The organism is Klebsiella sp. LY (assembly GCF_004010915.1).
GTDB lineage: Bacteria > Pseudomonadota > Gammaproteobacteria > Enterobacterales > Enterobacteriaceae > Klebsiella > Klebsiella quasipneumoniae.
Map to the genome: position 1 here is coordinate 924,987 of NZ_CP022444.1, position 24,586 is coordinate 949,572.

The 24,586-nt window shown below is 58.3% G+C and carries 21 protein-coding genes; 11 read left to right on the plus strand and 10 right to left on the minus strand.

From position 1 onward, the window contains the following. Positions 1-69: 69 nt before the first annotated feature. The gene (gene fghA / locus CE636_RS07280) at positions 70-903 is read left to right on the plus strand and encodes an S-formylglutathione hydrolase (protein WP_017899325.1); all 834 of its coding nucleotides are present in this window, start codon (positions 70-72) and stop codon (positions 901-903) included. Positions 904-973: 70 nt separating this feature from the next. On the opposite strand, the gene cirA is transcribed toward fghA, so the two are convergent. From cirA to yieE, 3 genes are all read right to left on the minus strand, one after another. After that, the gene (cirA, locus tag CE636_RS07285; RefSeq protein ID WP_017899324.1) at positions 974-2,947 is read right to left on the minus strand and encodes a catecholate siderophore receptor CirA; all 1,974 of its coding nucleotides are present in this window, start codon (positions 2,945-2,947) and stop codon (positions 974-976) included. A 300-nt stretch (positions 2,948-3,247) separates the two neighbouring features. Next, on the minus strand, positions 3,248-4,717 hold the full coding sequence (locus tag CE636_RS07290) for an amino acid permease (RefSeq protein ID WP_004201637.1): 1,470 nt from the start codon (positions 4,715-4,717) through the stop codon (positions 3,248-3,250). 181 nt (positions 4,718-4,898) lie between these two features. After that, complete coding sequence (gene yieE, locus CE636_RS07295; RefSeq protein ID WP_004201638.1) at positions 4,899-5,765, minus strand: DNA-binding transcriptional regulator YeiE; 867 nt, start codon at positions 5,763-5,765, stop codon at positions 4,899-4,901. A gap of 265 nt (positions 5,766-6,030) precedes the next feature. Here yieE and CE636_RS07305 point away from each other — a divergent pair, with 265 nt between their 5' ends. Together CE636_RS07305 and nfo are read left to right on the plus strand one after the other, a co-directional pair. Next, positions 6,031-7,080, plus strand: coding sequence for a YeiH family protein (locus tag CE636_RS07305; protein ID WP_004201639.1), 1,050 nt, complete (start codon positions 6,031-6,033; stop codon positions 7,078-7,080). Positions 7,081-7,151: 71 nt separating this feature from the next. Continuing rightward, positions 7,152-8,006: a deoxyribonuclease IV gene (nfo, locus tag CE636_RS07310; RefSeq protein WP_017899323.1), complete on the plus strand. Its 855-nt coding sequence runs from the start codon at positions 7,152-7,154 to the stop codon at positions 8,004-8,006. 52 nt (positions 8,007-8,058) lie between these two features. On the opposite strand, the gene fruA is transcribed toward nfo, so the two are convergent. Genes fruA through fruB form a run of 3 tightly spaced genes read right to left on the minus strand, consistent with a single transcriptional unit; the run spans position 8,059 to position 11,839 of the window. Then, positions 8,059-9,753, minus strand: a complete 1,695-nt coding sequence (fruA, locus tag CE636_RS07315; protein ID WP_004201641.1) for a PTS fructose transporter subunit IIBC — start codon at positions 9,751-9,753, stop codon at positions 8,059-8,061. 16 nt (positions 9,754-9,769) lie between these two features. Beyond that, positions 9,770-10,708, minus strand: coding sequence for a 1-phosphofructokinase (gene fruK / locus CE636_RS07320; protein ID WP_002912941.1), 939 nt, complete (start codon positions 10,706-10,708; stop codon positions 9,770-9,772). Then, the gene (fruB, locus tag CE636_RS07325) at positions 10,709-11,839 is read right to left on the minus strand and encodes a fused PTS fructose transporter subunit IIA/HPr protein (RefSeq protein ID WP_004201642.1); all 1,131 of its coding nucleotides are present in this window, start codon (positions 11,837-11,839) and stop codon (positions 10,709-10,711) included. It lies immediately after the preceding gene. Positions 11,840-12,175: 336 nt separating this feature from the next. On the opposite strand from fruB, the gene setB reads away from it, so the two are divergent. Continuing rightward, positions 12,176-13,357, plus strand: coding sequence for a sugar efflux transporter SetB (gene setB, locus CE636_RS07335; protein WP_017899322.1), 1,182 nt, complete (start codon positions 12,176-12,178; stop codon positions 13,355-13,357). Between the two features lie 34 nt (positions 13,358-13,391). Here the strand turns inward: setB and CE636_RS07340 are convergent, their stop codons facing one another. Next, positions 13,392-14,528, minus strand: a complete 1,137-nt coding sequence (locus CE636_RS07340) for an HlyD family secretion protein (protein WP_004201644.1) — start codon at positions 14,526-14,528, stop codon at positions 13,392-13,394. 1 nt (position 14,529) lies between these two features. Next, positions 14,530-14,874, minus strand: coding sequence for a DUF3302 domain-containing protein (locus CE636_RS07345; RefSeq protein ID WP_017899321.1), 345 nt, complete (start codon positions 14,872-14,874; stop codon positions 14,530-14,532). 213 nt (positions 14,875-15,087) lie between these two features. Here CE636_RS07345 and CE636_RS07350 point away from each other — a divergent pair, with 213 nt between their 5' ends. Beyond that, entirely contained in the window at positions 15,088-16,020 is a 933-nt protein-coding gene (locus tag CE636_RS07350; RefSeq protein WP_017899320.1) for a LysR family transcriptional regulator, read from the plus strand. 2 nt (positions 16,021-16,022) lie between these two features. Here CE636_RS07350 and CE636_RS07355 read toward each other — a convergent pair whose 3' ends face one another. Continuing rightward, the gene (locus CE636_RS07355; protein ID WP_004201647.1) at positions 16,023-16,277 is read right to left on the minus strand and encodes a YkgJ family cysteine cluster protein; all 255 of its coding nucleotides are present in this window, start codon (positions 16,275-16,277) and stop codon (positions 16,023-16,025) included. A 147-nt stretch (positions 16,278-16,424) separates the two neighbouring features. Here CE636_RS07355 and yeiP point away from each other — a divergent pair, with 147 nt between their 5' ends. Further along, entirely contained in the window at positions 16,425-16,997 is a 573-nt protein-coding gene (gene yeiP / locus CE636_RS07360) for an elongation factor P-like protein YeiP (RefSeq protein ID WP_002912951.1), read from the plus strand. A 71-nt stretch (positions 16,998-17,068) separates the two neighbouring features. Here yeiP and uxuA read toward each other — a convergent pair whose 3' ends face one another. Next, positions 17,069-18,259: a mannonate dehydratase gene (uxuA, locus tag CE636_RS07365; protein ID WP_017899319.1), complete on the minus strand. Its 1,191-nt coding sequence runs from the start codon at positions 18,257-18,259 to the stop codon at positions 17,069-17,071. Between the two features lie 207 nt (positions 18,260-18,466). Here uxuA and CE636_RS07370 point away from each other — a divergent pair, with 207 nt between their 5' ends. The 5 genes from CE636_RS07370 to CE636_RS07390 all read left to right on the plus strand — a co-directional run bounded on the left by CE636_RS07370 (position 18,467) and on the right by CE636_RS07390 (position 24,528). Next, on the plus strand, positions 18,467-19,933 hold the full coding sequence (locus CE636_RS07370; RefSeq protein WP_017899318.1) for a mannitol dehydrogenase family protein: 1,467 nt from the start codon (positions 18,467-18,469) through the stop codon (positions 19,931-19,933). 120 nt (positions 19,934-20,053) lie between these two features. Next, positions 20,054-21,031, plus strand: coding sequence for a CobW family GTP-binding protein (locus CE636_RS07375; protein ID WP_017899317.1), 978 nt, complete (start codon positions 20,054-20,056; stop codon positions 21,029-21,031). Positions 21,032-21,068: 37 nt separating this feature from the next. After that, positions 21,069-21,782, plus strand: a complete 714-nt coding sequence (locus CE636_RS07380) for a phosphatase PAP2 family protein (protein WP_017899316.1) — start codon at positions 21,069-21,071, stop codon at positions 21,780-21,782. 426 nt (positions 21,783-22,208) lie between these two features. After that, positions 22,209-22,778 (plus strand): bifunctional murein DD-endopeptidase/murein LD-carboxypeptidase, encoded by a 570-nt coding sequence (gene mepS, locus CE636_RS07385; RefSeq protein WP_004201653.1) that lies wholly within the window; start codon positions 22,209-22,211, stop codon positions 22,776-22,778. 187 nt (positions 22,779-22,965) lie between these two features. Continuing rightward, positions 22,966-24,528 carry a cyclic di-GMP phosphodiesterase gene (locus tag CE636_RS07390; protein ID WP_017899315.1) on the plus strand — a complete coding sequence of 521 codons (1,563 nt, stop codon included), beginning with the start codon at positions 22,966-22,968 and terminating at the stop codon, positions 24,526-24,528. Positions 24,529-24,586: the final 58 nt, after the last annotated feature.

The window sequence follows — 24,586 nt, forward strand, 5'->3', positions numbered from 1 at the left end:
TTGCTCACCGGCTAATGAAATATCTGTATTATGAACGTTTACGCGCACACCCCTTCCGAGGAGCCTTGCATGGAACTGCTTGAAGAGCATCGCTGTTTTGACGGCCGGCAACAACGCTGGCGTCATCACTCCCCTGTCCTGAACTGCGCCATGACGTTCAGCATTTTTTTACCGCCTGAGCGCGAAACGCCGCCGCCGGTGCTGTACTTGCTGTCCGGGCTGACCTGTAACGATGAAAACTTTACCACCAAGGCGGGCGCGCAGCGCATTGCCGCCGAGCTGGGCATCGCGCTGGTGATGCCGGATACCAGCCCGCGCGGTGATGAGGTGGCCAACGACGACAGTTACGATCTGGGGCAAGGCGCCGGCTTCTACCTGAACGCCACCCAGGCGCCCTGGGCGGCGCACTATCGAATGTACGATTACCTGCGCGACGAACTGCCCGCGATTATCCGCAGCGAGTTTAGCATCGGCGACCGCTGCGCCATCAGCGGCCACTCGATGGGCGGTCACGGCGCGCTTATCATGGCGCTCAACAATCCCGGCCGCTACGTCAGCGTCTCCGCCTTCGCGCCGATCGTCAATCCCTCCCAGGTGCCGTGGGGTAAGAAAGCGTTTACCGCCTATCTCGGCGCCGATGAATCGACATGGCACGCCTGGGACAGCTGCGCCCTGATGCAGGCCAGCCAGCCGGCGGACGCTGTGCCGACGCTTATCGATCAGGGCGACAGCGATCCATTCCTTGCCGGACAGTTGCAGCCGGCGGTACTGGCGGAGGTCGCGCGGCAGAAGGCCTGGCCGTTAACGCTGCGCATCCAGCCCGGTTACGACCACAGCTACTACTTCATTGCCTCGTTTATTGAAGACCATCTGCGCTTCCATGCGCAGCATCTCTTTGGCTAAACGCAAATGCGCCGCGAAGCTGCTTCGCGGCGCATGTTCAGGCCTACAGGACGCGTTTTAGCGCCGGCAATCAGAAGCGATAATCCACCGCCATAAAGTAGCGACGGCCCTCTTCGGTATAGCTGTAGTCGTCCCGGCTAAGATCTTTATCGCCCACGTTCTGCACACCGGAGCGCAGTTTCACATTCTTGGTGACCTGCCACGCCGCGCCGACGTCAAACAGGGTATAGCCGCCCGGCGTTTTGCCGGTGGCGCTCACCGCGCGCTGCTGGCCAGTATAGTTGGCCGTCACGTAGAAGGACCAGTCATCCAGCGGTTTCCAGTCGAGCGTGCCGTTGGCGGTATGGAACGGCAGCGTCTGCAGCGGTTTGTCGCCGCCGTTGCTCAGATCGCGACCATCGTTGTAGGTGTAGTTCACCGTCAGCTTCCACTCATCGCCAAACGGGATCTTCACCTCGGTCTCCACCCCTTTGATGCGCGCTTTGTTGACGTTGAAATAGCGGAAGATCGGCACGCGCTTGCCGTTGACGGTTTTCCAGCCGACAAAGTTCGGGTAGCCCGGCGCTTCGCTGGCGCTGGAGGTGCGCAGAACATCGATCATGTCGTCGACATTATTCTGGAAGGTGGTGATGCTGCCTTCGACATTTTCAAGCCAGCCCTCTTCCCCGCGGTAGTAGAGACCGAGCTCGAAGCTTTCGCTGGTTTCCGGTTTTAGATCCGGGTTACCAACGATGCTGCACGAGCCGCGGCAGGAGTTGGTGGTCCAGTCGGGATTAAGCTGCAGCAGGGACGGGGCTTTAAACGCCGTCGCCCAGCCGCCTTTGACGGTGACGGTATCGGTGGCGTTATACACCAGATAGGCGCGCGGGCTCCAGTGATCGCCATAGGTCTGATGGTCGTCCATACGAATGCCGGTGGTCAGCGCCAGCGACTCGATGATGCGCCATTCGTCTTCAATAAACAGGGCGTACTGGCTGGCCGACGTTGACTGACCGCCGCTGCTCAGGTTGACCGGATCTTTCAGCTTTTCGTGGCGCCATTCGCCGCCGAAGGTCACCAGCTGGTTAATCATGTCCAGCGGCAGAACGTACTTGCCGTCGATGGCATTGCTTTCCGAAGTGATGGTCCCATTCTGCCCCGGATTTTTGTTATCCACCTTTTCGCCGTAGAACTTGAGCTCGCTGTTGCCCATATCCCAGCGGCCGTTATGGCTCAGGGAGTAGTTCTCACGCTCAAGGCGGTTGCGGTCAAGGGAATCGGAGTCGCGATCCTGGCGGTCAAAGCCATAGCCCGCGGTGAAATCGTGGCTGTCGTTCGGCGTCCAGGCGAATTCAACATTACCATCGCGGCTGGTGAAGCCCTCGATGCGCGGCGTTTCGCCGGTGGCATTGCTGGAGGACTGCGGATCGTCCTTGGCGCGTTTCGCCAGGCTGCCGTAGGCCTTCATCCCGAGCACGCCGTCGATCAGCGGGCCGCTGGTGAAGAACTGGCCGTTCCAGGTATCCCCGCGGTCGCGGTGCTCCTGGATGGTGGTATCAGCACTCAGCGTCCCGGTCCATTTCTGGCCGATTTTTTTGGTAATAATGTTGACCACGCCGCCGAGCGCATCGGAGCCGTACAGGGAAGACATCGGGCCGCGCACCACTTCGATACGTTCGATGGCATCCACCGGGATCCAGTTAAGGTCGAAGTCGTTGTGGCGGAAGACGGCGTTCCGCGAGTTGACGCGCTTGCCGTCAACCAGGATCAGGGTATAGCTGCTGCTCAGACCGCGGATGCTGACGCCTTTGCGGTTATCCCCTTCGTTGGTGAGCTGGACCCCGGGCACATCGCGCAGTACGTCTTTCAGGTTCTGGACCGGCTTGCGCTGCAAATCCTGCTGAGTGATGACGCTGATGCTCGCCGGCGCGTCTTTGACGCTCTGTTCAGTCGCCGAGGCGGTCACCACCAGCGTTTCTTCATTCACGTCGGCCAGGGCCGGAAACGCCAACGATACGACGGACGCAGACAATCCCGCCCGGATAAAAGGGTTTAACCTGAACATTCCAAATCTCCATGAGGTGTACAACCAAACAAACAAAAAAGGTGCTGCTCACACGCGCTGGCGGCCTGCCGCTCTGTCGGCGATAGACTCGCTGTTTTCTTGTCGATGTGGCTGGTCGCCCGATGTCAGTCTGTACACATGGCAGAGACGGGGGAGTGGCTTCATCCGTAATGGTCGGAAATGATAAAGATAATGATTTCTATTATCAATATAATTATGAAGAATTGTGTCAGGCTGTAACTGCGCGGACATAAAAAAAGCCCTCTGTATCAGAGGGCTTATGCTGTATCACCGCCGGGATTAACGCTTAAAGCGGTCCGGGAAGGTCATATCGCTGTAACGAACGAAGCGGGTGCCTTTCGCCAGTTTGTAGCCAAACCAGATGACGAGGAACAGCGGAATACCGATGTAGGTCGCCGCCACACCGCCCCAGTCAATGGTGTCCTTGAGGAACGCTTCATAGTTCTGTCCCAGGGTGATGATGAGGCACAGCACGAAGGCGAAGATCGGCCCCAGCGGGAAGAACCCGGAACGATACGGCAGGTTATTGAGATCGTTACCCTGCAGGACGTAGCCGCGACGGAAACGGTAGTGGCTGATGGCAATCCCCAGCCAGGCGATAAAGCCCGTCATCCCGGAGGTGTTCAGCAGCCACAGGTACACCGTCTGGTTACCGAACATCGAAGTCAGGAAGCACAGCGCCGCGATAACGGTGGTCGCGTATAGGGCGTTGCGCGGCACGCCGCCACGCGACAGCTTCGAGAAGATGCGCGGCGCTTTGCCGTCGCAGGCCAGGGTATACAGCATACGCGTAGAGGCGTACATCCCCGAGTTACCCGCCGACAGAACGGCCGTCAGGATAACGGCGTTCATGATCGCCGCCGCCGACAGCAGACCGGCGTGCTGGAAGACCAGCGTGAACGGGCTGACGGAGATATCTTTAACGTCGTTGCGCAGCAGGCTCGGATCGGTATATGGAATGATCAGGCTGATAATCAGGATCGCGAAGACGTAAAACAGCAGGATACGCCAGAAGACCTGGCGCACCGCGCGCGGAATGTTCTTCTCCGGGTTCTCAGACTCACCGGCGGCAATACCGATAAGCTCGGTGCCCTGGAAGGAGAAGCCGACAATCATCGCCACGCCGATCATCGCCGAGAAGCCGCCGGCAAACGGCGCATCCGCGATCCCCCAGTTGCTCCAGCCGGCAGGCTGCGCCCCTTTGAAGATGCCGACAATCATCATCACGCCGACGATGATAAAGATAATGACGGTGGCCACTTTGATCAGCGAGAACCAGTATTCCGCCTCGCCAAAGCCGCGCACCGAGATCCAGTTCAGCAGGAACATAATGCCGAGGAACAAGGCGCTCCAAATCCAGCCCGGGGTGTCAGGGAACCAGTAGCTCATCACCAGCTGCGAGGCCACCAGATCAACGGCGATCGTTACCGCCCAGTTGTACCAGTAGTTCCAGCCCAGCGCGAAGCCAAAGCCCTCTTCAACATAATTCTGCCCGTAGGTGGCGAAGGAACCGGACACCGGCATAAACGCCGCCAGTTCGCCCAGGCTGGTCATCAGGAAATAGACCATCAGACCGATCAGAATATAAGACAGCAGCGCCCCGCCGGGACCTGCTTGCGAAATCGTTGCGCCAGAGGCAACAAAAAGACCCGTACCGATGGAACCGCCGATGGCGATCATGGTCAAGTGGCGCGCCTTCAGTTCACGACGTAGCGTGGGCGCTTCTGTGGTTTTAGTTTCCGAAACCATGTGATAATGCTATCCATCCAAAAAATGAGGCGCGATTGTAGCAGACGATCGGGGTTCCATCCGGTACAAATGCAAAGTTATAAGAGAGCTTCATGATCGACCGCAAATTATTAGTAAAGCACTAACCTGCGGAATTGCCAGCAAATTCCCCCCACCATTATCAGGCGATAAAGCCGGATCGCTACACCTGGCAATACTGCAGAAAACGTTGTAATGCTTTGGAAATATGCTTCTGCCGGTGGTGGATCCGCCACAGCGTGCGCGTCAGCCGGGGCAGCGGCACTTTCAGCTCCGCCAGCGTGCCGGAGGCCAGCTGTTCGGCAATCACCCGCCGCGATAAGCAGCTGATCCCCAGCCCATGGCGTACCGCGTGTTTGATCGCCTCCGAGTTGCCGAGCTCCATCCCCAGATGAAACGCCGGCAGATGCGACAGCAGAACGTAATCGACAATCTCCCGGGTGCCGGATCCATGCTCGCGCAGGATCCACGGCGCCTCGGCCAGTTGCTGCAGGGTCACCTCCCCCGCCAGCAGCGGCGAGTCAGGCGCGGCAAACACCACCAGCTCATCTTCCAGCCACGGCTCGGCAATAATATCGGCGGCATGACACGGCCCCTCGATCAGACCGAAATCCACCCGCAGGTCGGCAACGGCGTTGATCACGTCCAGGCTGTTGCCCACGCTCAGCTCAACCGGCAGATCCGGGAAGTCATGGCGATAGCGGGCAATGATCTCCGGCATAATATAGTTGCCGATGGTGCTGCTGGCGTAGACCCGAATCGCCCCGTTGTCGCCGCGAAACAGCTGCTCGATCTCCAGGGCCCGCTCCAGCAGCGCCAGGGCGCGCGGATAGAGCAGCCGTCCATGCTCATTGACCACCAGCCGCTTGCCGACGCGGTCGAACAGCTGTACGCCGAGCTGCCCTTCCAGATCGGTCAGCGCGGCGCTGACCGCAGATTGCGAAAGCGCCAGCATCTGTGACGCCTGAGTGGTCGACCCACTCTTGTGGACTTCGGCGAACACTTCCAGCTGCCGCAGCGTAATATGCATAACCCACCCGTTGAGTAATCCAGTCTGAATAACCTTTCTTACTATGGTGACACAAATCGAGGCGGCTGATGGAAGGAAAATCCCCTTACGTCACAAAATCATCGTCTTGCTGACAAGAACAGCTCGCCTCCGCGCCTCACTCCCCTGCCCCATTGTCACCGGCGAAGCGGTCATTAACCACTTATTACGATTGATTATAAACATATAATCAATTTTATATTTAATCCCGCGCGGCGTAACCTTTAGGCAGACAAAGGAGAAGGTTATGACAGCACTCACTTTACCCACCAAACATCGTTCCCTGTGGCATTTTGTCCCAGGCCTGGCGCTGACCGCCGCCCTGACCGGCGCCGCCCTGTGGGCCGGTAGCTTTCCGGCCATCGCCGGGGCGGGCTTCAGCGCCCTGACTCTCGCTATCCTGTTCGGGATGGTCGTCGGTAATACGGTCTATCCGAAAATCTGGCAACCCTGCGACGGCGGGGTGATCTTCGCCAAACAGCATTTGCTGCGCCTGGGGATCATCCTCTACGGCTTCCGCCTGACGTTCGCCCAGATTGCCGACGTCGGCGTGAGCGGTATTTTGATTGACGTTCTGACGCTCTCCAGCACCTTTTTCATCGCCTGCTTCCTGGGCCAGAAAGTGTTTGGGCTCGATAAGCACACCAGCTGGCTGATCGGCGCCGGCAGCAGCATCTGCGGCGCGGCGGCTGTGCTCGCCAGCGAGCCGGTGGTCAAAGCCGAAGCCAGTAAAGTGACCGTCGCCGTCGCCACGGTGGTGATCTTTGGTACCATCGCCATCTTCCTCTACCCGGCGATGTACCCGCTGCTGGCGCACTGGTTTACCCCGGAGACCTACGGCATCTATATGGGTTCCACCATGCATGAAGTGGCGCAGGTCGTCGCCGCCGGCCATGCGGTCAGCCCGGATGCGGAGAATGCCGCGGTTATCGCTAAAATGCTGCGCGTGATGATGCTGGCCCCGTTCCTGCTGTTCCTGGCGGCGCGTGTTAAACAGCTGACCCCGGCGGGTAACGGCGAGAAAAGCAAAATCACCATTCCGTGGTTTGCCATTATGTTCATCCTGGTGGCAGTGTTTAACTCCTTCCATCTGCTGCCGAAAGCGGTAGTGGATATGCTGGTGACGCTGGATACCGTCCTGCTGGCGATGGCCATGGCCGCTCTTGGGGTGACCACTCACGTCAGCGCGCTGAAAAAAGCCGGGGCGAAACCGCTGCTGATGGCGCTGATGCTGTTCGTCTGGTTGATTGTTGGCGGCGGGGCCATTAACGTCGCGATCCACAGCCTGATGGCATAAAGCACTACATCTTTCTCCAGTTAAGCCGCTATCATTACCCACCCCCCAGCGGCTTTAACTGGAGTTTTTTTATGAAATACGTAGGAGCGCACGTGAGCGCCTCAGGTGGACTGGCCAATGCCGCCATTCGCGCCGCCGAAATCGAAGCAACCGCCTTCGCCCTCTTCACCAAAAACCAGCGCCAGTGGCGCGCCGCGCCGCTCAGCGACGAGACCATCGCCGAATTCAAAGCCGCCTGTGAAAAGTATCACTTTGGCCCCGGGCAGATCCTGCCGCACGACAGCTACCTGATTAACCTCGGCCATCCGGTGGAAGAAGCGCTGGAAAAATCCCGTGATGCCTTCATCGATGAGATGACCCGCTGCCAGCAGCTGGGGCTGACGCTGCTCAACTTCCACCCCGGCAGCCATCTGCAGCAGATCCCGGAGGAGGAGTGCCTGGCGCGCATCGCCGAATCGATCAATATCGCGCTGGCCAAGACCGAAGGCGTCACCGCCGTGATCGAAAACACCGCCGGCCAGGGCAGCAACCTCGGCTTTAAGTTCGAGCATCTCGCGGCCATCATCGATGGCGTGGAAGATAAAACCCGCGTCGGCGTCTGCATCGATACCTGCCACGCCTTCGCCGCCGGCTACGACCTGCGGAGCGCCGAAGCCTGCGAGAAGACCTTTGCCGACTTCGACCGTATCGTCGGCTTTCAGTATCTGCGCGGCATGCACCTCAACGATGCCAAGAGCGCCTTTGGCAGCCGGGTTGACCGTCACCATAGTCTGGGGGAAGGCAACATCGGCCACGACTGCTTCAGCTGGATCATGCAGGACAGCCGCTTCGACGGCATTCCGCTGATTCTGGAAACCATCAACCCGGATATCTGGGCGGAAGAGATAGCCTGGCTGCGGGCGCAGCAGATCGCCGAAGTGGCGTAAACAGAGACATAAAAAAGGGCCGAACAATCGGCCCTTTTTTATTGCGGAGAGATTATGCCGCTTTTTCGACTTCCGCTACCTGCGCTTCCGGGCGTTTCAGCACCGCGTAGGAGAGGCCCGCCACCAGCGTCCCGGCGACAATCGCCAGCAGGTAGCCCAGCACTGGCGTAATCGCCCCCGGGATCAGCAGAACAAACAGCCCGCCGTGCGGCGCCATCAGTTTTGCGCCAATTGCCATCGAGATAGCGCCGGTTACCGCGCCGCCGACGATACAGCAAGGCAGCACGCGCATCGGGTCACGGGCGGCAAAAGGAATCGCCCCTTCAGAGATAAAGCACAGGCCAAGAACCAGCGCGGCTTTGCCCCCTTCCCGCTGCCCTTTGTCGAACTTATTGCGGGCAACCAGCGTCGCGACACCCATCGCCAGCGGAGGCACCATACCGGCCGCCATGATCGCCGCCATCGGCGCGTATGTCTGGGTACTCAGCAGGCCAACGCCGAAGGCATAGGCCGCTTTGTTCACCGGGCCGCCCATGTCGGTACACATCATCGCGCCGAGGATCGCGCCCAGCAGAACCGCGTTGGCGGTGCCCATGGTTTGCAGCCAGTGGGTCAGCCAGGCGAGGATACCGGCGACCGGTTTACCGATCAGGTAGATCATCGCCAGGCCCACGATCAGGCTGGAAACCAGCGGAATGATCAGGATTGGCTTCAGCGCTTCCATACTCTGCGGCAGTTTCAGCTTAGTGCTGATGGCTTTCGCCACGTAACCGGCAAGGAAACCGGCGATGATCCCGCCGATAAAGCCGGAGCCGCCGCTGACCGCCAGCATACCGCCGATAAGACCCGGGGTCAGACCCGGACGGTCGGCAATAGAGAAGGCGATAAAGCCCGCCAGCACCGGCACCATCAGCGCGAAGGCCGAGCCGCCGCCGATTTGCATCAGCGCCGCCGCCAGGGTGTCTTTTACTTCAAACGCTTTGATCCCGAAAGCAAAGGAGAGCGCGATACACAGGCCGCCCGCCACCACCATCGGCAGCATGTAGGAGACGCCAGTCAGCAGGTGGCGGTAGGCGCCCGCCGACTCTTTTTTACCTTCGCCAGCAGCCTGAGGTTTCCCGGAAGGCTGGTACGGTTTGGCTTCCACCACCGCTTTGTCCAGCTCCTGGGCGGTTTTCTTCAGCGCCAGACCGGTGGTAGTGCGATACATCGGCTTGCCGGCGAATTTCGCCAGGTCGACTTCGATATCAGCGGCGACGATCACTAGATCCGCCTCGGCCACCTCTTCCGGGGTGATAGCATTGCCCGCGCCGACGGAGCCGCGAGTTTCCACTTTCACCCACCATCCGCGTTTTTTCGCTTCGGTTTCAATGGCTTCAGCGGCCATAAAGGTATGGGCAACGCCGGTCGGACAGGCGGTGACCGCGACAATACGTTTCGGTCCGCTGGTGGCCGCCGGGACTGCCGCGGCGGCAGGCGCCGCGTACGGCGTCGCATGGCCCTTGGCTTCGCTCAGGAACAGCTCCGGGTGCGCCACGGCGCGATTAATATCGCCGAGGAAAACCTGTTTGCCGTTCAGCGCGCTGTCAGTGGGCAGCGCCGACCCGAGAACAATCACCAGTTCGGCGTCGTTGGGGTTATCAATCAGTTCAAGGTGCGCTTTTGGCGCGGCGGCGCCCAGCAGGGTTTTCGCCATATAGGCGCGCGCCTGTCCGAGTCCGGCATCAATAATCAGCAGCGTTTTCATTATGCCTCTCCTGCTGTCAATTAAAGGGTTGTAAGTCGACGCGCGCCATCATCGCGGCCAACTGGGTACGGTCGGTGATCCCTACATTGCTCTGGCTGACGGCCAGGGCAGCGACAGCGGTCGCCAGGCGCAGGGTATGTTCGCTGGATTCACGCATCAGCAGGCCGTAAATCAGGCCGCCGACCATCGAATCGCCGGCGCCAACGGTGCTGACCACTTCGACTGAAGGCGGCTTGGCAATCCACTCGCCGGAGGCGTTCACCCACAGCGCGCCCTCTTCGCCCAGGGAAATCACTACGTGAGCGATCCCCTGCTCGCGCAGCGCATGGGCGGCGTCGATAACGTCTTTCATCTCCGGCAGCTTACGGCCAGCCCAGATTTCCAGCTCACGACGGTTCGGTTTCACCAGCCACGGCGCCGCTTTCAGTCCGGCAACCAGCGCTTCGCGGCTGCTGTCGAAAATGATGCACGGGCACTGGCTGCGCAAACGGGTCATCCAGTCGGTAAAGGCCTCCGGGCTGACGCCGGACGGCAGACTGCCGCTGACGCAGACCATATCGAACTGCCCGAGCCAGCTCAGGGAGTCGTTGACGAAGCGTTCCCAGTCGCCCGGGGTCACTTCGAAGCCGGAGAAGTTGAAATCGGTCACTTCGCCATCTTTTTCCGTCAGCTTAACGTTGATGCGGGTCCGGCCCTGCACCACCTGGAAACGGTTGGCGATCCCCAGCTCGCTGAACAGCTGCTGAAAGCCATCCTGGTTGTCTTTCCCCAGGAAGCCGCCGACGGTGACGTCAATGCCAAGATCTTTCAGCACTTTCGCCACGTTGATGCCTTTCCCGGCGGCGTGCAGGCCGGTGGTACGCACCAGGTTCACTTCACCGCGCTCGATCTCCGGGGTGAAGCCCACCAGATCGTACGCCGGGTTTAAAGTAATTGTTGCTACACGTCTGCTCATTTATGCGCCCTCCCCAAGGCCTGCGGCGATCGCTTCGCCAATCGCATCCAGCGCTTGTTGCGCATCTTCACCCTGCGCGGTAAAGCGCAGACGGTGACCTTTTTTCACACCCAGCGCCACGACCTTCATCAGGCTACGACCGTTGGCCGGCTTGCCGGAACCGTCGAGGTTAGTGACGGTGACGTCGCTGGAAAATTGTTTAATAGTGTTGACCAGCATGGTGCCCGGACGGGCATGCAGGCCATGCTCATTGCGCACCACGAATTCGGCGCTCAGCACATCTTCGGCAATCGCGTCGTCGCTGGTCAGCAGCGCCAGCACGGTGGCGGCGTCGGCTTTCAGCAGATGGTCAGCTTTCTTGTCCAGCAGCAGCTTGCTCAGGCGGTTCAGCACCGCGGTTGGCTGCTCGTCGGTCATCGCCACCGTGACCAGCAGGGAAACCGGCTGATCGTCGCGGGTGAAGGCGGTGGCGGCGCGGCTGACCGCCACGGCGCTGCGCAGATTGCCTTCAGCGCTGTCGTTCAGCCAGATGCCCTGACCGAGGTTCAGCGGCGTATCGTTAATGACGTGGCTAACGAAGGCGGAATCCACCGCGCCTGCTTCTTTCAGACGCGCGGCGTTCAGCGCCTGCAGGGTCAGCAGATCGCTGGCCGCGACGTCGAGACTGAGGGTCTCGTTGTCCAGCTTCAGCGCTTCGCTCTGTTTCTCTCCCATCAGCAGCGCACGCAGCTCTTCCGCGGTGGTGGCGGACTGCAGCTGGGCGGCGACGGCGTCATCGCTCAACACGTGGGTCAGCTGACGCAGCAGGCCGAGGTGTTCATCTGAGCTGGCGGCAATCCCGATCGCCACATAGGCGGTCTGCCCTTCGCCCCAGGTGACGCCCTGCGGGAACTGAAACACCTGAACGCCGGTCTTCAGCACCTGATCACGCGTATCCGTCGTGCCGTGCGGGATCGCGATCCCGTTGCCGAGGAAGGTCGAGGTCTGCTGCTCGCGTGCCAGCATGCCGTTCACGTAGCCATCGGCCACGTTGCCGGCGCTGACCAGCGCGGCGGCGACCTGCCGGATGGCCTCTTCTTTATTACCGGCCTGCTGGCCGGGATGAATATCCTGCACAGATAACTGGAACATGGTTCTCCTCTCCTGCTGAATTGAATCGTTTCAGCTAACTTGAGAAAAAAGGCGCCATCTGACGGTGAACGATATGTCGAATGACGCTGAAACGTTTCAAGAATTTTGTACCTTTCTTGCTCAATGCGCAAGGTACGTCAGCGACTTGATTGCAGAACTTAGAGGTACTGCACACTTTTGCTGAAGCCCTGGCGCCTGGCTGGGGTAAGCGTCAGCTTTTTGCTGAACCTTGTATTTTGAAACGCCTTTTTAATTATTCGTGCCATACTACTGTTTATTTTCAGCCAGCAGGCGTAAACTCCGCGCCGTCTCCTGAAACTACAGAAAACCAAACACATGGAAAACCGAAGCGCCGCCCTTCCCCGACGCGGATTCGATGTCACCTCTTCCGCCTTCCTGATCGTCGCCTTTCTGACGGGCATTGCCGGGGCGTTGCAGACGCCGACCCTGAGCCTGTTTCTGACCAATGAAGTACACGTCCGCCCGGCGATGGTGGGTTTCTTTTTTACCGGCAGCGCCGTCATAGGCATTCTGGTCAGTCAGTTCCTCGCCGGACGTTCTGACCGTCAGGGCGACCGCAAGCAGCTGATTGTCGTCTGCTGCCTGCTGGGAGTGCTGGCCTGCGTGCTGTTTGCCTGGAACCGGAACTACTTCATTTTGCTGTTCGTCGGCGTCTTCCTCAGCAGCTTTGGTTCGACCGCCAACCCACAGATGTTCGCCCTCGCGCGCGAGCATGCCGACAAAACCGGCCGCGAAGCGGTAATGTTCAGCTCCATTTTGCGCGCCCAGGTTTCCCTGGCATGGGTGATTGGTCCCCCGCTGGCCTATGCGCTGGCCATGGGGTTTGGCTTTACCGCGATGTACCTCAGCGCCGCGGCGGCGTTTATCGTCTGCGGGATTATGGTCTGGCTGTTCTTGCCCAGCATGCGCAAAGCGAAGGCGGTGGCGACCGGCCGGCTGGAGGCCCCGCGCAAGCACCGCCGCGATGCGCTGTTGCTGTTCAGCATCTGCACGCTGATGTGGGGCACGAACAGCCTGTACATCATTAATATGCCGCTGTTTATCATTAACGAGCTGCATCTGCCGGAGAAGCTGGCCGGCCTGATGATGGGAACCGCCGCCGGGCTGGAAATCCCCACCATGCTGATTGCCGGTTACTATGCCCGGCGCTTCGGTAAACGCTTTCTGATGCGCCTCTCCGCGGTGGCTGGGGTGCTGTTTTATGTGGGCATGCTGACGGTGCATACGCCGGGGCTGCTGCTGGCGATGCAGGTGCTGAACGCCATCTATATTGGGATCCTCGCCGGGATTGGCATGCTTTATTTCCAGGATTTGATGCCCGGGCAGGCAGGCGCTGCCACCACCCTCTACACCAATACCACCCGCGTCGGTTGGATCATCGCCGGCTCACTGGCGGGCGTGGTGGCAGAGATCTGGAGCTATCATGCGGTGTTCTGGATTGCGCTGGTCATGGGGATCGCCACGCAGGCCTGCCTGTGGCGGATCAGGGACGTCTAGATAAGGTTGCCCGGCCGGAGCCGGGCAATGGGGATTAATGATCCAGATAGAGATAATGCAGCCAGCTGGTCATGCGCAGCAGCACTTTGCGCATAATCGACACATGGGCAAAATAATCGGTATACACCGCCGCCTGGGCGCTGACCCCGTCCGGTAAATGTTCCACTTCCGGATGGGGATCGAGGTCGATCAGCACGTAAATGCCCTCTTTCCCTGCCCCGGCGTTCAGTCCTTGCAGCGCGCCGCTGGCCTGGTAGCTGCCGTCCGGGACGGTCGGCAACACCCGCGATACCTTACCGCTGTAGACGCTGCCCGGCAGACCGTTAAACACCACCTCCGCGCTATCCCCGGCCGTCAGACGCAGGACCGAATTCTGGCGGAATACCGCCACCACCTGGCGCTTTTGCTGGGGAATAAACACCAGCACCGGCTTGAAGGGCAGACGCACCGCGGTCATCCCCGGCCGCGCCAGAAGCTGGGTGACGTAGCCGTCGCTCGGCGCGCGAATCACGGTTTGCGCCAGATTATACTCCGCTTCAAGGATCTGCGATTTCAGGCTGGCAATATTGGCATCCAGCCCGTGGTAGCGTCCGGATACCTGCTCTCGGGCGTTTTGTAATTGCGCTTTCGCCGCCTGCAGCACCGCCGACTGGATCTGCACCTGCTGCCTGGCGTGGGTCACATCCTGTTCCGAAAAAGGATTCACCGGCATGGCCGCTCCCTGGGCATAGCGCTGGTAGTCGCGGGTGACCCGGTCGTACTCCGCCTGCGCCTGCTGTACTCTGGCGCTGGCATCGTCAATGGTTGCCTGCTTCGCCCGCAGCGTGGCCTCCTCGGCCGCCAGATCGGCTTTCAGCTTGTTCAGCCGTGCGCGGTAGCGGGTATCGTCGATGCGAAACAGCAGTTCGCCCTTCTTCATTAACACATTGGTTTTACTGGTCACCTCCACCACCTCGCCTGATACCTGCGGCACCATCGGAATGGAGACGACAATTTTTTGCGCTCGCATCGTATAGGGGTGGTTATAGTTCATCGTTAATATTAGCGCACCGACGATCACTATTCCGCCTAATATAGCGGTGGGGATCGTCCATTTATTTACTGGAATGCGAAATATTTTAAACACGCCCCAGGCAATGGCGACATAGCAAAGGATAATTAACAGATCCATATTATTTCTCGCTATTCTCCACCGACGCCTGCTGGCTGTTTTTTAATGCCGCTTCAAGTAACGCAATGCGTTTCTCCAGCTCCGCTCGCTGCTGATGTCCCTCGGTCTGTGAGGCCATCCCCCAGCCACGATCAGGCCGGTACAACGTGGCCCAGATCCACAGAAAAGGCCAGATAGCATGCAGGGTAAACAGGCTTATCCAGCCTGCTACATGAATCGCGTCCTGATGGGGATGCTGGCGTTTTTGCGCGATGTGATAGGGAATATCGTGGATAATAATAACTCCATAAAACAATATGAGAAATACCAGTATTAATACAAACAAAGCAAAATAATTAAGCAGCATGGTGCATATACACTCAGTAAGCCAGCGGGAAGATCGTTATTTTTAATCACGTCGAGAACCACAAAAGAAGCAATAAAACGCACAGATTTCCTTAAATAAACGACTGTTCAACGCAAAGGCCATCATACGTTCAGCGGATCAATAAATCACATGGCAATTCAGCCAAACTGGTATATCATTTTTGATATACCATTAATATCAGGCAGCGATAAGATGTTGAAAGACTTTAAAATGGACGAGCTGAGGATCCTCTGCGCCATCGCCGAAACCGCCAGCGTAAGCCGGGCAGCCCAGCGCCTGAATATGCCCCAGTCTAACGTCTCACGGACGCTGACCAGCGTGGAGCGGAAAGTCGGTCTGGCTATTTTTCTGCGCACCGCCAGGGAACTGGTGCGTACCGAGTTCGGCGAGCAGTTTATTCACGCCAGCAGCGCCGTTCTTGCGCAGCATGAGCAGCTTATCAACCTCGCCGACCGTTATAAGAACACACTGCAGGGCGTTGTCACCCTTGGGGCGCCCATCGGCATCCACCAGTTTCTCGGGCGCTATATTCTGCCAGCGCTAAGAAAAACGCTGCCGGAGCTGCAGATCAATCTGGTCACCCGCAACGCCAGCGAGCGGGAACAGAAATACGGCGCCATTTTCAATAGCGACTGCGATCTGCTGATAAGCCCCTTTAAGCCACAGAATGAAAACCTCATCGCCCGCCCGTTTACCCGCTTTCGTACCGGCGTCTTCGCCTCCCCGGATTACCTCGCGCAACACCCTATCGCCGAACCGGAGGCGCTGGTGGATCATGAGTGCATCACCCTGCGTATGCTGGGCGGCAGCGACAATATCTGGACCTTCAAAAGCAAAAACGGCAAACCGCTTAATCTCACGGTAAAGGGGGGATTCGTGTGCGATAACACGCTGCCGGCGGTGGAGCTGGCGAAGCTGGGGATGGGGATCGTTTATGCGCCCTACTATTCACTCGCCACCGAGCTGGCGGCAGGACAGTTGGTTCCCTGTCTGAAAAAGGAGCGCTGTATCGATCTGCAGGCCTGGCTTATCTACCAGCGACGGGACATTCTTCCGCTGCGCGTCCAGGCGCTGCTGGACGGCCTCAGCGTCCATATCAAAAACCTGTCTCATTTGCTGCTTTAAGCTCAGGGCGCGGTGGCCAGCTCAAGCGCCAGCAGCCAGGTAATGGCTTCATCACGATGAGTCAAGCACATCTCCGGCGAGGGCTGCAGGCTGGCGCACACCTTCGGGCGCAGTGGGGAACCGAAAATGAGGCACAGATTGTGCTCGGAGAGCTGAATACAGCGAGTGTTGGCCGGCTTGCCCTGCGGCATGCCGGGGATCGGCGATGATATAGAGGGGGCGATGCAACATGCGCCACAATCAGTACGACATTCCACAACCCAGCTCCCGAACGCTCATTTTGCGCCACAGCCTAAACGTTTTGCCAGAAGATAGCAAAACTCGCGAATTCCACTTGCCTGAACGCCCGGGCGCGAGTAGTTTTACGCGATATTTTTGACTCGTTAAGTGACAGGATTACTGCAATGCCAAGAGCGAATGAAATTAAAAAAGGTATGGTGCTGAATTACAACGGCAAGCTGCTGATTGTGAAAAATATCGATATTCAGTCACCCAGCGCCCGCGGTGCTGCGACACTGTATAAAATGCGCTTCTCCGATGTGCGTACCGGCCTGAAAGTAGAAGAGCGCTTCAAAGGCGACGATATCGTCGATACCGTGACCCTGACCCGCCGTTTCGTTGACTTCTCTTATGTCGATGGCAACGAATACGTGTTCATGGATAAAGAAGACTACACCCCTTACACCTTCACAAAAGAGCAGATCGAAGAAGAGCTGCAGTTTATTCCGGAAGGCGGCATGCCGGATATGCAGGTGCTGACCTGGGATGGGCAGCTGCTGGCGCTTGAGCTGCCGCAGACCGTGGACCTGGAAATTATCGAAACCGCGCCGGGGATTAAAGGGGCATCCGCCAGCTCCCGCACCAAGCCCGCCACCATGAGCACTGGCCTGGTGATTCAGGTGCCGGAATACCTGACCACCGGTGAGAAAATCCGCATTCATATCGAAGAGTGCCGCTATATGGGCCGCGCGGATTAATCTTCCGTGACGAGTTGACCAGAAAAAAGGACAGCCGCTGGCTGTCCTTTTTGTTATCCCCATTGCCGCGATTACAGCAGTTCAGGGTATTTGGTCATCTTCAGCGCCAGCTCCACGCCGCGTACTTCCGCCATCCCCTTGAGACGGCCAATCGCCGAATAGCCTGGGTTGGTTTTCTTGCGCAGATCGTCGAGCATCTGATGACCATGATCCGGACGGAAGGGGATCGGGCGCAGATCGCCGGCCTGTTTACGCCGCTGCTCTTCACGCAGAATCGCATCCACCACCGCCACCATATTAACGTCGCCGCTAAGGTGCGCCGCCTCGTGGAAGGTTTTCGGGTTCGCTTCACGGCAGGTGGAGCGCAGATGGGTAAAGTGAATGCGATCGCCAAAGGTCTCCACCATCTTCACCAGATCGTTATCGGCGCGGACGCCATAGGATCCGGTGCACATGGTAAAGCCATTATTAATGCTGTCCACTGTCTCTTTCAGCCACTGCATATCTTCAATGGTCGAGACGATACGCGGCAGGCCAAGGATCGGCCGCGGCGGATCGTCCGGATGCACAGCCAGACGGATCCCCACCTCTTCGCACACCGGCACGATGGCCCGCAGGAAATAGGCCATATTTTCGCGCAGCTGCGCTTTATCGATGTGGTCATATTCCGCCAGACGCGCGCGGAACTGGTCGAGGGTGTAACCCTCTTCCGCCCCCGGCAGGCCGGCGATGATATTGCGGGTCAGTTTCTCAATGTCCGCTTCGCTCATCGCCTTGTAATACGCCTCGGCCTGGCGCTGCTCTTCTTCGCTGTAATCCGCTTCCGCCCCCGGGCGTTTGAGGATATGCAGTTCAAAGGCGGCGAAGGCGATCTGATCGAAACGCAGCGCCCGGGAGCCGTCCGGCAGCTCATATTCCAGATCGGTGCGCGTCCAGTCGAGGATCGGCATAAAGTTGTAGCATACGGTATCGATGCCGCAGGCCGCGAGGTTGCGGATGCTCTGCTGATAGTTGGCAATCCAGGTCGTATACTGCCCGCTGTGGGTTTTAATATCCTCGTGCACCGGAATGCTTTCGACCACCGACCAGGTCAGCCCTTTCGCCGCTAACAGCGCCTGACGCGCTTTAATCTCGTCGATCGGCCAGACCTGACCGTTTGCAATATGGTGCAGCGCAGTGACGACCCCGGTCGCCCCTGCCTGCCGTACATCATCAAGCGATACCGGATCGTTCGGCCCATACCACCGCCAGGTTTGCTCCATCGCTATGCCCTCACAAAAGTTGTTATACCAATAATGGCGACACTCATGACGACTACCATACATGTTTCTCAGCAGGCTGCAAACAGTGCCGGCGCATTGATTGATCCAGCTCACAGTCAGCGGATAATTTCGGCTTACCAATTTAATTTCCTGTCATATAACTTTAGACTGGTAATGTTAATAAGCAGTTAAACAGGTGTGTAAAGAATGACAACAATTGCAACCGCTACGCTACCGGAAAACGTGCAACGTCCTCAGTACGATCGCAGCCAGCTCCGCTCGCGTATTGTCCATTTCGGCTTTGGCGCGTTTCATCGCGCGCACCAGGCGCTGCTGACCGATCGCGTGCTGAATAACTTCGGCGGCGACTGGGGGATCTGCGAAATCAGTCTGTTCAGCGGCGATACGCTGATGAGCCAGCTTCGCGAACAGGACCACCTGTTTACCGTACTGGAAAAAGGCGCCGACGGTAATCAGCCCATTATTATCGGCGCAGTGCACGAATGCCTGAACGCCAGGCTCGATTCGCTGGCGGCAATTATCGAGAAATTTTGCGAGCCGCAGGTGGCGATTGTCTCGCTGACCATCACGGAAAAAGGCTATTGCATCGATCCGGCGACCGGCAAGCTGGATCCGACGCATCCGCGCATCGTTCACGATCTGGAAAATCCGACGCTCCCGCAGTCGGCTCCCGGTATTTTAGTTGAAGCGCTGGCCCGCCGCCGGGAACGCGGCCTGCCGCCCTTTACCGTGCTCTCCTGCGATAACATTCCCGATAACGGCCACGTGGTGAAAAATGCCGTCCTCGGCATGGCGGAAAAACGCAGTCCGGCGCTGGCGAGCTGGATCGCCGACAACGTTAGCTTCCCGGGCACCATGGTGGATCGCATTGTTCCCGCCGCCACCGCCGAATCGCTGGCGGAAATCGCCGCCGTGCTGGGGGTGGAAGATCCCTGCGCCATCAGCTGCGAACCCTTCATTCAGTGGGTAGTCGAAGACCACTTTGTCGCCGGGCGCCCCGCCTGGGAGACGGCAGGCGTGCAGATGACCGACGACGTGCTGCCCTGGGAGCAGATGAAGCTGCGGATGCTCAACGGCAGCCACTCTTTCCTCGCCTGGCTTGGCTATCTGGCAGGTCATGCGCACGTTAGCGACTGCATGCAGGATGAGGTCTTCCGCCGTGCCGCTCGCCAGCTGATGCTTGATGAACAGGCCCCGACGCTGACCATTACCGGCGTCGACCTGGCGGCCTATGCCGACAGCTTAATCGCGCGCTTCAGCAACCCGGCGCTCAAACACCGTACCTGGCAAATCGCCATGGACGGCAGCCAGAAGCTACCCCAGCGCATGCTCGACGGTATTCGCGTGCATCTTGAGCGCGGCAGCCGCTGGCCGCTGCTGGCCCTCGGCGTGGCCGGCTGGATGCGCTACGTCAGCGGCACGGATGATGCCGGTCAGACCATCGACGTGCGCGATCCGCTGGTAGACAAGATCCAGCAGCGGGTGGCGCAGAGCGATGAGCAGCAGCGTGTTGACGCCCTGCTGGGTCTGGAGGAAATATTTGGCCGCGACCTGCCGCGCAACGCCCTGTTTGTCGCCGGGATCCGCGCCGCCTGGCAGCAGCTGGCGATGCACGGCGCCCGCGAGGCAGTTGCCCGCGCGCTCGATTCTTAACAATATTTGCGCTTATGCGGACAGAATTCCCTTCTGCCCGCCTCAGGACTTCTCTTTTCCCTCTTTTTTCGTCAGGATAGGCATAACTGTTACAACATTACATTTATCCTGGAGAAAAGAGTGACCAGAACCAATTTGATCACCGGCTTTCTCGGCAGCGGTAAGACGACCTCGATTCTTCATCTGCTGGCGCAGAAGCCTGCGGATGAAAAATGGGCCGTACTGGTTAACGAGTTTGGCGAAGTCGGGATAGACGGCGCGCTGCTGGCCGACAGCGGCGCCCTGCTCAAAGAGATCCCCGGCGGCTGCATGTGCTGTGTCAATGGCCTGCCAATGCAGGTCGGGCTGAACACCCTGCTGCGCCAGGGGAAACCCGATCGTCTGTTGATCGAACCTACCGGACTTGGCCATCCAAAGCAGATCCTCGATATTCTCACCGCGGCGGTGTATGAACCCTGGATCGATCTGCGCGCGACCCTGTGCATCCTCGATCCGCGTCAGTTACTGGACGAGAAAGCGGTCAACAACGACAACTTTCGCGACCAGCTGGCGGCGGCGGATATCATCGTGGCCAATAAAAGCGATCGGGAAACGCCCGAAAGCGCTCAGGCGTTTGCCGACTGGTGGCAACGCTGGGGTGGCGAGCGCCGCCAGGTGTCGGCGATCCAGGGGAATATCGACCTCGCCCTGCTTGATGAACCCCGGCGCAACACCGCCTCACTGCCGGCGAGCGCGGAGCACGCCCATCGCCATCCTCCAACAGCCGGTCTCGCCGCCCTTAGCCTGGCGGAACACCAGCGCTGGCGCCGCCACCTTAACAGCGGCCAGGGCTATCAGGCCTGCGGTTGGATCTTCGACGCGGAAACGGTCTTTGACACCATCGCCCTGCTGGAGTGGGCCCGGCTGGCGCCGGTGGCGCGCGTCAAAGGTGTGCTGCGCATTGCCGAAGGGGCGGTGCGGATCAACCGCCAGGGTGAGGATCTGCATATCGAGACCCTCAGCGTCGCCCCGCCCGATAGCCGCATCGAGCTTATCTCCGCTAATGAAGCCGACTGGAATGCGCTCCAGACCTCATTGTTGAGGCTTCGTTTAAGTTAAGGCGGCTAAGGTTGCCGCCGACTGTCACAAAATCGCAATGGCTATGATGAAAAACCGAATTCCTTTAATCTTGCTGCTAAACATCGCGGGTGTGGCGCTATTTTGCTCCTGGTATCTGCCAGCCAACCACGGCGCGTGGGCGCCTGTTGACTCCGCGATCTTCCATTTCTTTAACCATGGCGTCAGCGTCAGCCGCGCTTACGCCTGGCTGCTGGCGATCATCAACAATCGCGCCTTCGACGCCTGCTCGCTGCTGGCGATGGGGTGCCTGATGCTTAGCTACTGGCTCAAGGCGCCGGCGGCAGGCCGTCGTCAGATCGCCATTATGGGCCTGGTGATGCTGCTGGCGGCGGTGATCATCAACCAGCTGGCGCAGCACCTGATGCCGGTTCAGCGCGCCAGCCCGTCGCTGTTTTTCAGCGATGTGACCCGCGTCAGCGACGTCGTTAACTTCCCCACTAAGGATGCTTCCAAGGACAGCTTCCCCGGCGATCATGGGATGATGCTGCTGATCTTCGCGAGCTTTATGTGGCGCTATTTTGGTCGCCGCGCGCTGGCCGTGGCGCTGGTAATATTTGTGGTCTTTGCTTTCCCGCGGGTGATGATTGGCGCCCACTGGTTCAGCGATATTGCCGTCGGCTCGCTGACCGCCGTGCTGATTGGCGCGCCCTGGGTATTGATGACTTCCCTGAGCGATAAACTGATCGCCTTTTTCGATCGCTACTTACCCGGTGGAATATCAGCCAAATAATGTCTCCGGCAGTCGCCAGACTCATTATCTATAAGGGGACCTTTTGGGTCCCTTTTTTTCAATTGTCCTTTTTTTCTACATCACGTTCATCTTCTTGTCACATTAATCCCGTGACAAATGAAGGAATTGTCTGTTTTTTGCCCGATATTGTCGCTATTTTGGCCTTTCCCGATGATTCACTTTTTGTCACCAAAATACTTATAAGAAATCGCGCAAAACCGCTCGCCATGCGGCGTTTGATAGGGTAATCTCGTTCTCGTTTTGCCTTTTCCGCAACATTAATTCAAGGCGTGAATAAAATTGTGCGTGACTGCACAAATTTAAGCTTAAGGAATTGTCTCATTGCGGATGGGTATTTAGGCTCTAACACGTTTGGCATTTTTATAACGACATTGTCGTTAAGGACAACAAGGGAAAATAAACAGCATGGTCAAATCTCAGCCGATTTTGAGATACATCTTGCGGGTAGCCCCCGCGATTGCAGTAGCGGTTCTGCTTTCCGCGTGTAGTTCAACAAGTACCGCCAGGAATATGCATTCTGAGACGCATGCTGTGGGTAGTGGCGATTTATCATCACTGCAAGCCTCTCAGGATGAATTTGAAACGATGGTCCGTAACCTGGACGTGAAGTCCCGTTTAATGGATCAGTATGCCAGCTGGAAAGGCGTGCGTTACCGCCTCGGCGGCAGCACCCGCAAAGGTATCGACTGCTCGGCGTTCGTGCAGCGCACCTTCCGCGAACAATTTGGTCTGGAACTGCCGCGTTCAACTTCTGAACAGCAGGAAACCGGAAAATCGATTTCCCGTACCCAGCTGCGTACCGGCGATCTGGTTCTGTTCCGTGCCGGTTCTACCGGCCGCCATGTAGGGATCTACCTCGGCAACAACCAGTTTGTTCACGCCTCTACCAGCAGCGGGGTGACTATCTCCAGCATGGATGAGCCATACTGGAAAAAGCGCTACAACGAAGCGCGTCGAGTCCTGAGCCGCTCGTAAACTGTCCTCTACCGCCGCCGGTTATCCCTTGGCTGGAAGCGGGATAAAAAACACTGCCCCGGCAGTGTTTTTTTTTGCCACCTGATTCTGAACGACGCAAAATAAGCTATGTCTTTTAAGTGGGAATGAGAAAAACGACGACTGACAACCCGTTGCTGCGCATCAATAACACGGAAAGACTATAGCTATGCTGACTCGCTACTTTTCGCCCCAGCGTAAAACCTGGATAACCAGCTTGTGCGTGGGAGTTATCGTCGCGCTACTGGCCGGCAGCATTCAGTTTATGGTGATTTACCATAACCGGGCGGAGCGTTTCGACGCCATTATCAACAACGTTAATACCTATCTGAAGAGCTACTTTCACGACCTGCGGCAGACCATCGACGGCCTGCAGCCGCTGGTGGACCAGCCCTGCGAGAATATTGACTCCGGGCTCACCTCCCATGCCGCTTTCAGCCCTAACGTCCGCGCCTTTCTGCTGGTCAAAAACGGCGTGGCCTTTTGCTCCTCGGCAACCGGCGCCATGGATACCCCCCTCACCCAGCTGATCCCGGCCATTGATATCCGTAAACCCCTTGATATGGCCATTTTGCCGGGCACGCCGATGATGCCGAAGAGCGCGGCGCTGGCGTTGTGGGTAGGAAAACCTGGTGATAAAAACAGCGGCATTTTCGTGTCGATTAACGCCAATCTCACACCGTATATCCTCTATTCTGCACGGCAGAATGATTTCAGCGGCATTGCGCTGGCCATCGATCACACCGCCATCTCCACCTTCAGTAACCGGCTGGTGGATCCGCAAACGCTGCATAACGCGCCGATCCGCCAGACACAGATCGAGGGTTTACCGCTGAAGGTCTACCTGTATGCCAACAGCTGGCTGGCGGAAAATACGCAGTTTGCTCTGCTGCTCGGAGTGGTGTGCGGCCTGCTGGCGGGGCTACTCTGCTATTACGTGCTGACGATCAAATCGGATCCGCGAAAATCCATTCTCCTGGGGATCAAAAACAACCAGTTCTACGTCGTCTATCAGCCGGTGGTGAATGCCCAGACTCTGCATATCAGCGGTGTCGAGGTCCTGATGCGCTGGCGCCATCCGGTGGTGGGCGAAATCCCGCCCGACGTTTTTATTAACCTGGCCGAAACCCAGCAGATGATCGTGCCGCTAACCCATCATCTGCTGGCGCTGATCGCCCGCGATGCTGCGGTGTTGAAGCGTATTCTGCCGCGCGGCGTCAAGCTGGGGCTGAATATATCTCCTGCCCATCTGCAGGCCGACAGCTTCCGCGACGATATGCTGCGCTTCGCCGCCGCGCTGCCCGCCGGCCATTTTCACGTGGTGCTGGAGGTGACCGAGCGGGCGATGATTGATAAAGAAAAATCGATGGCTAACTTCGCCTGGCTCCACCGCCAGGGATTCGAAATCGCGATTGATGATTTTGGCACCGGGCATAGCGCGCTGATCTACCTTGAGCGCTATAACTTCGACTATCTGAAGATCGATCGCGGTTTTGTGCAGGCGATCGGCACCGAAACAGTTACCTCGCCAGTGCTGGATGCGGTACTGACCCTCAGCCGCCGGCTGAAATTAATGACCGTCGCCGAAGGGGTGGAGACCCAGGAGCAGGCGGAGTGGCTCCGCGCTGAGGGGGTTCATTTCCTGCAGGGGTACTGGATCAGCCGGCCGCTGTCGCTGGCGGCGCTGGTGGCCGCGCACGATGAACCCGCGAACTATTTCACAACGCGTTAAGTCTCACTTATGATGCGGGAACAGAAGTCGGCCATGGGGGCCGGCTATGACGGGGTAT

Coding starts and splice junctions, on each gene's coding strand:
- fghA (WP_017899325.1), top strand. CDS start 70: ATGGAACTGCTTGAAGAGCATCGCTGTTTTGACGGCCGGCAACAACGC.
- cirA (WP_017899324.1), bottom strand. CDS start 2,947: ATGTTCAGGTTAAACCCTTTTATCCGGGCGGGATTGTCTGCGTCCGTC.
- CE636_RS07290 (WP_004201637.1), bottom strand. CDS start 4,717: ATGGTTTCGGAAACTAAAACCACAGAAGCGCCCACGCTACGTCGTGAA.
- yieE (WP_004201638.1), bottom strand. CDS start 5,765: ATGCATATTACGCTGCGGCAGCTGGAAGTGTTCGCCGAAGTCCACAAG.
- CE636_RS07305 (WP_004201639.1), top strand. CDS start 6,031: ATGACAGCACTCACTTTACCCACCAAACATCGTTCCCTGTGGCATTTT.
- nfo (WP_017899323.1), top strand. CDS start 7,152: ATGAAATACGTAGGAGCGCACGTGAGCGCCTCAGGTGGACTGGCCAAT.
- fruA (WP_004201641.1), bottom strand. CDS start 9,753: ATGAAAACGCTGCTGATTATTGATGCCGGACTCGGACAGGCGCGCGCC.
- fruK (WP_002912941.1), bottom strand. CDS start 10,708: ATGAGCAGACGTGTAGCAACAATTACTTTAAACCCGGCGTACGATCTG.
- fruB (WP_004201642.1), bottom strand. CDS start 11,839: ATGTTCCAGTTATCTGTGCAGGATATTCATCCCGGCCAGCAGGCCGGT.
- setB (WP_017899322.1), top strand. CDS start 12,176: ATGGAAAACCGAAGCGCCGCCCTTCCCCGACGCGGATTCGATGTCACC.
- CE636_RS07340 (WP_004201644.1), bottom strand. CDS start 14,528: ATGGATCTGTTAATTATCCTTTGCTATGTCGCCATTGCCTGGGGCGTG.
- CE636_RS07345 (WP_017899321.1), bottom strand. CDS start 14,874: ATGCTGCTTAATTATTTTGCTTTGTTTGTATTAATACTGGTATTTCTC.
- CE636_RS07350 (WP_017899320.1), top strand. CDS start 15,088: ATGTTGAAAGACTTTAAAATGGACGAGCTGAGGATCCTCTGCGCCATC.
- yeiP (WP_002912951.1), top strand. CDS start 16,425: ATGCCAAGAGCGAATGAAATTAAAAAAGGTATGGTGCTGAATTACAAC.
- uxuA (WP_017899319.1), bottom strand. CDS start 18,259: ATGGAGCAAACCTGGCGGTGGTATGGGCCGAACGATCCGGTATCGCTT.
- CE636_RS07370 (WP_017899318.1), top strand. CDS start 18,467: ATGACAACAATTGCAACCGCTACGCTACCGGAAAACGTGCAACGTCCT.
- CE636_RS07380 (WP_017899316.1), top strand. CDS start 21,069: ATGGCTATGATGAAAAACCGAATTCCTTTAATCTTGCTGCTAAACATC.
- mepS (WP_004201653.1), top strand. CDS start 22,209: ATGGTCAAATCTCAGCCGATTTTGAGATACATCTTGCGGGTAGCCCCC.
- CE636_RS07390 (WP_017899315.1), top strand. CDS start 22,966: ATGCTGACTCGCTACTTTTCGCCCCAGCGTAAAACCTGGATAACCAGC.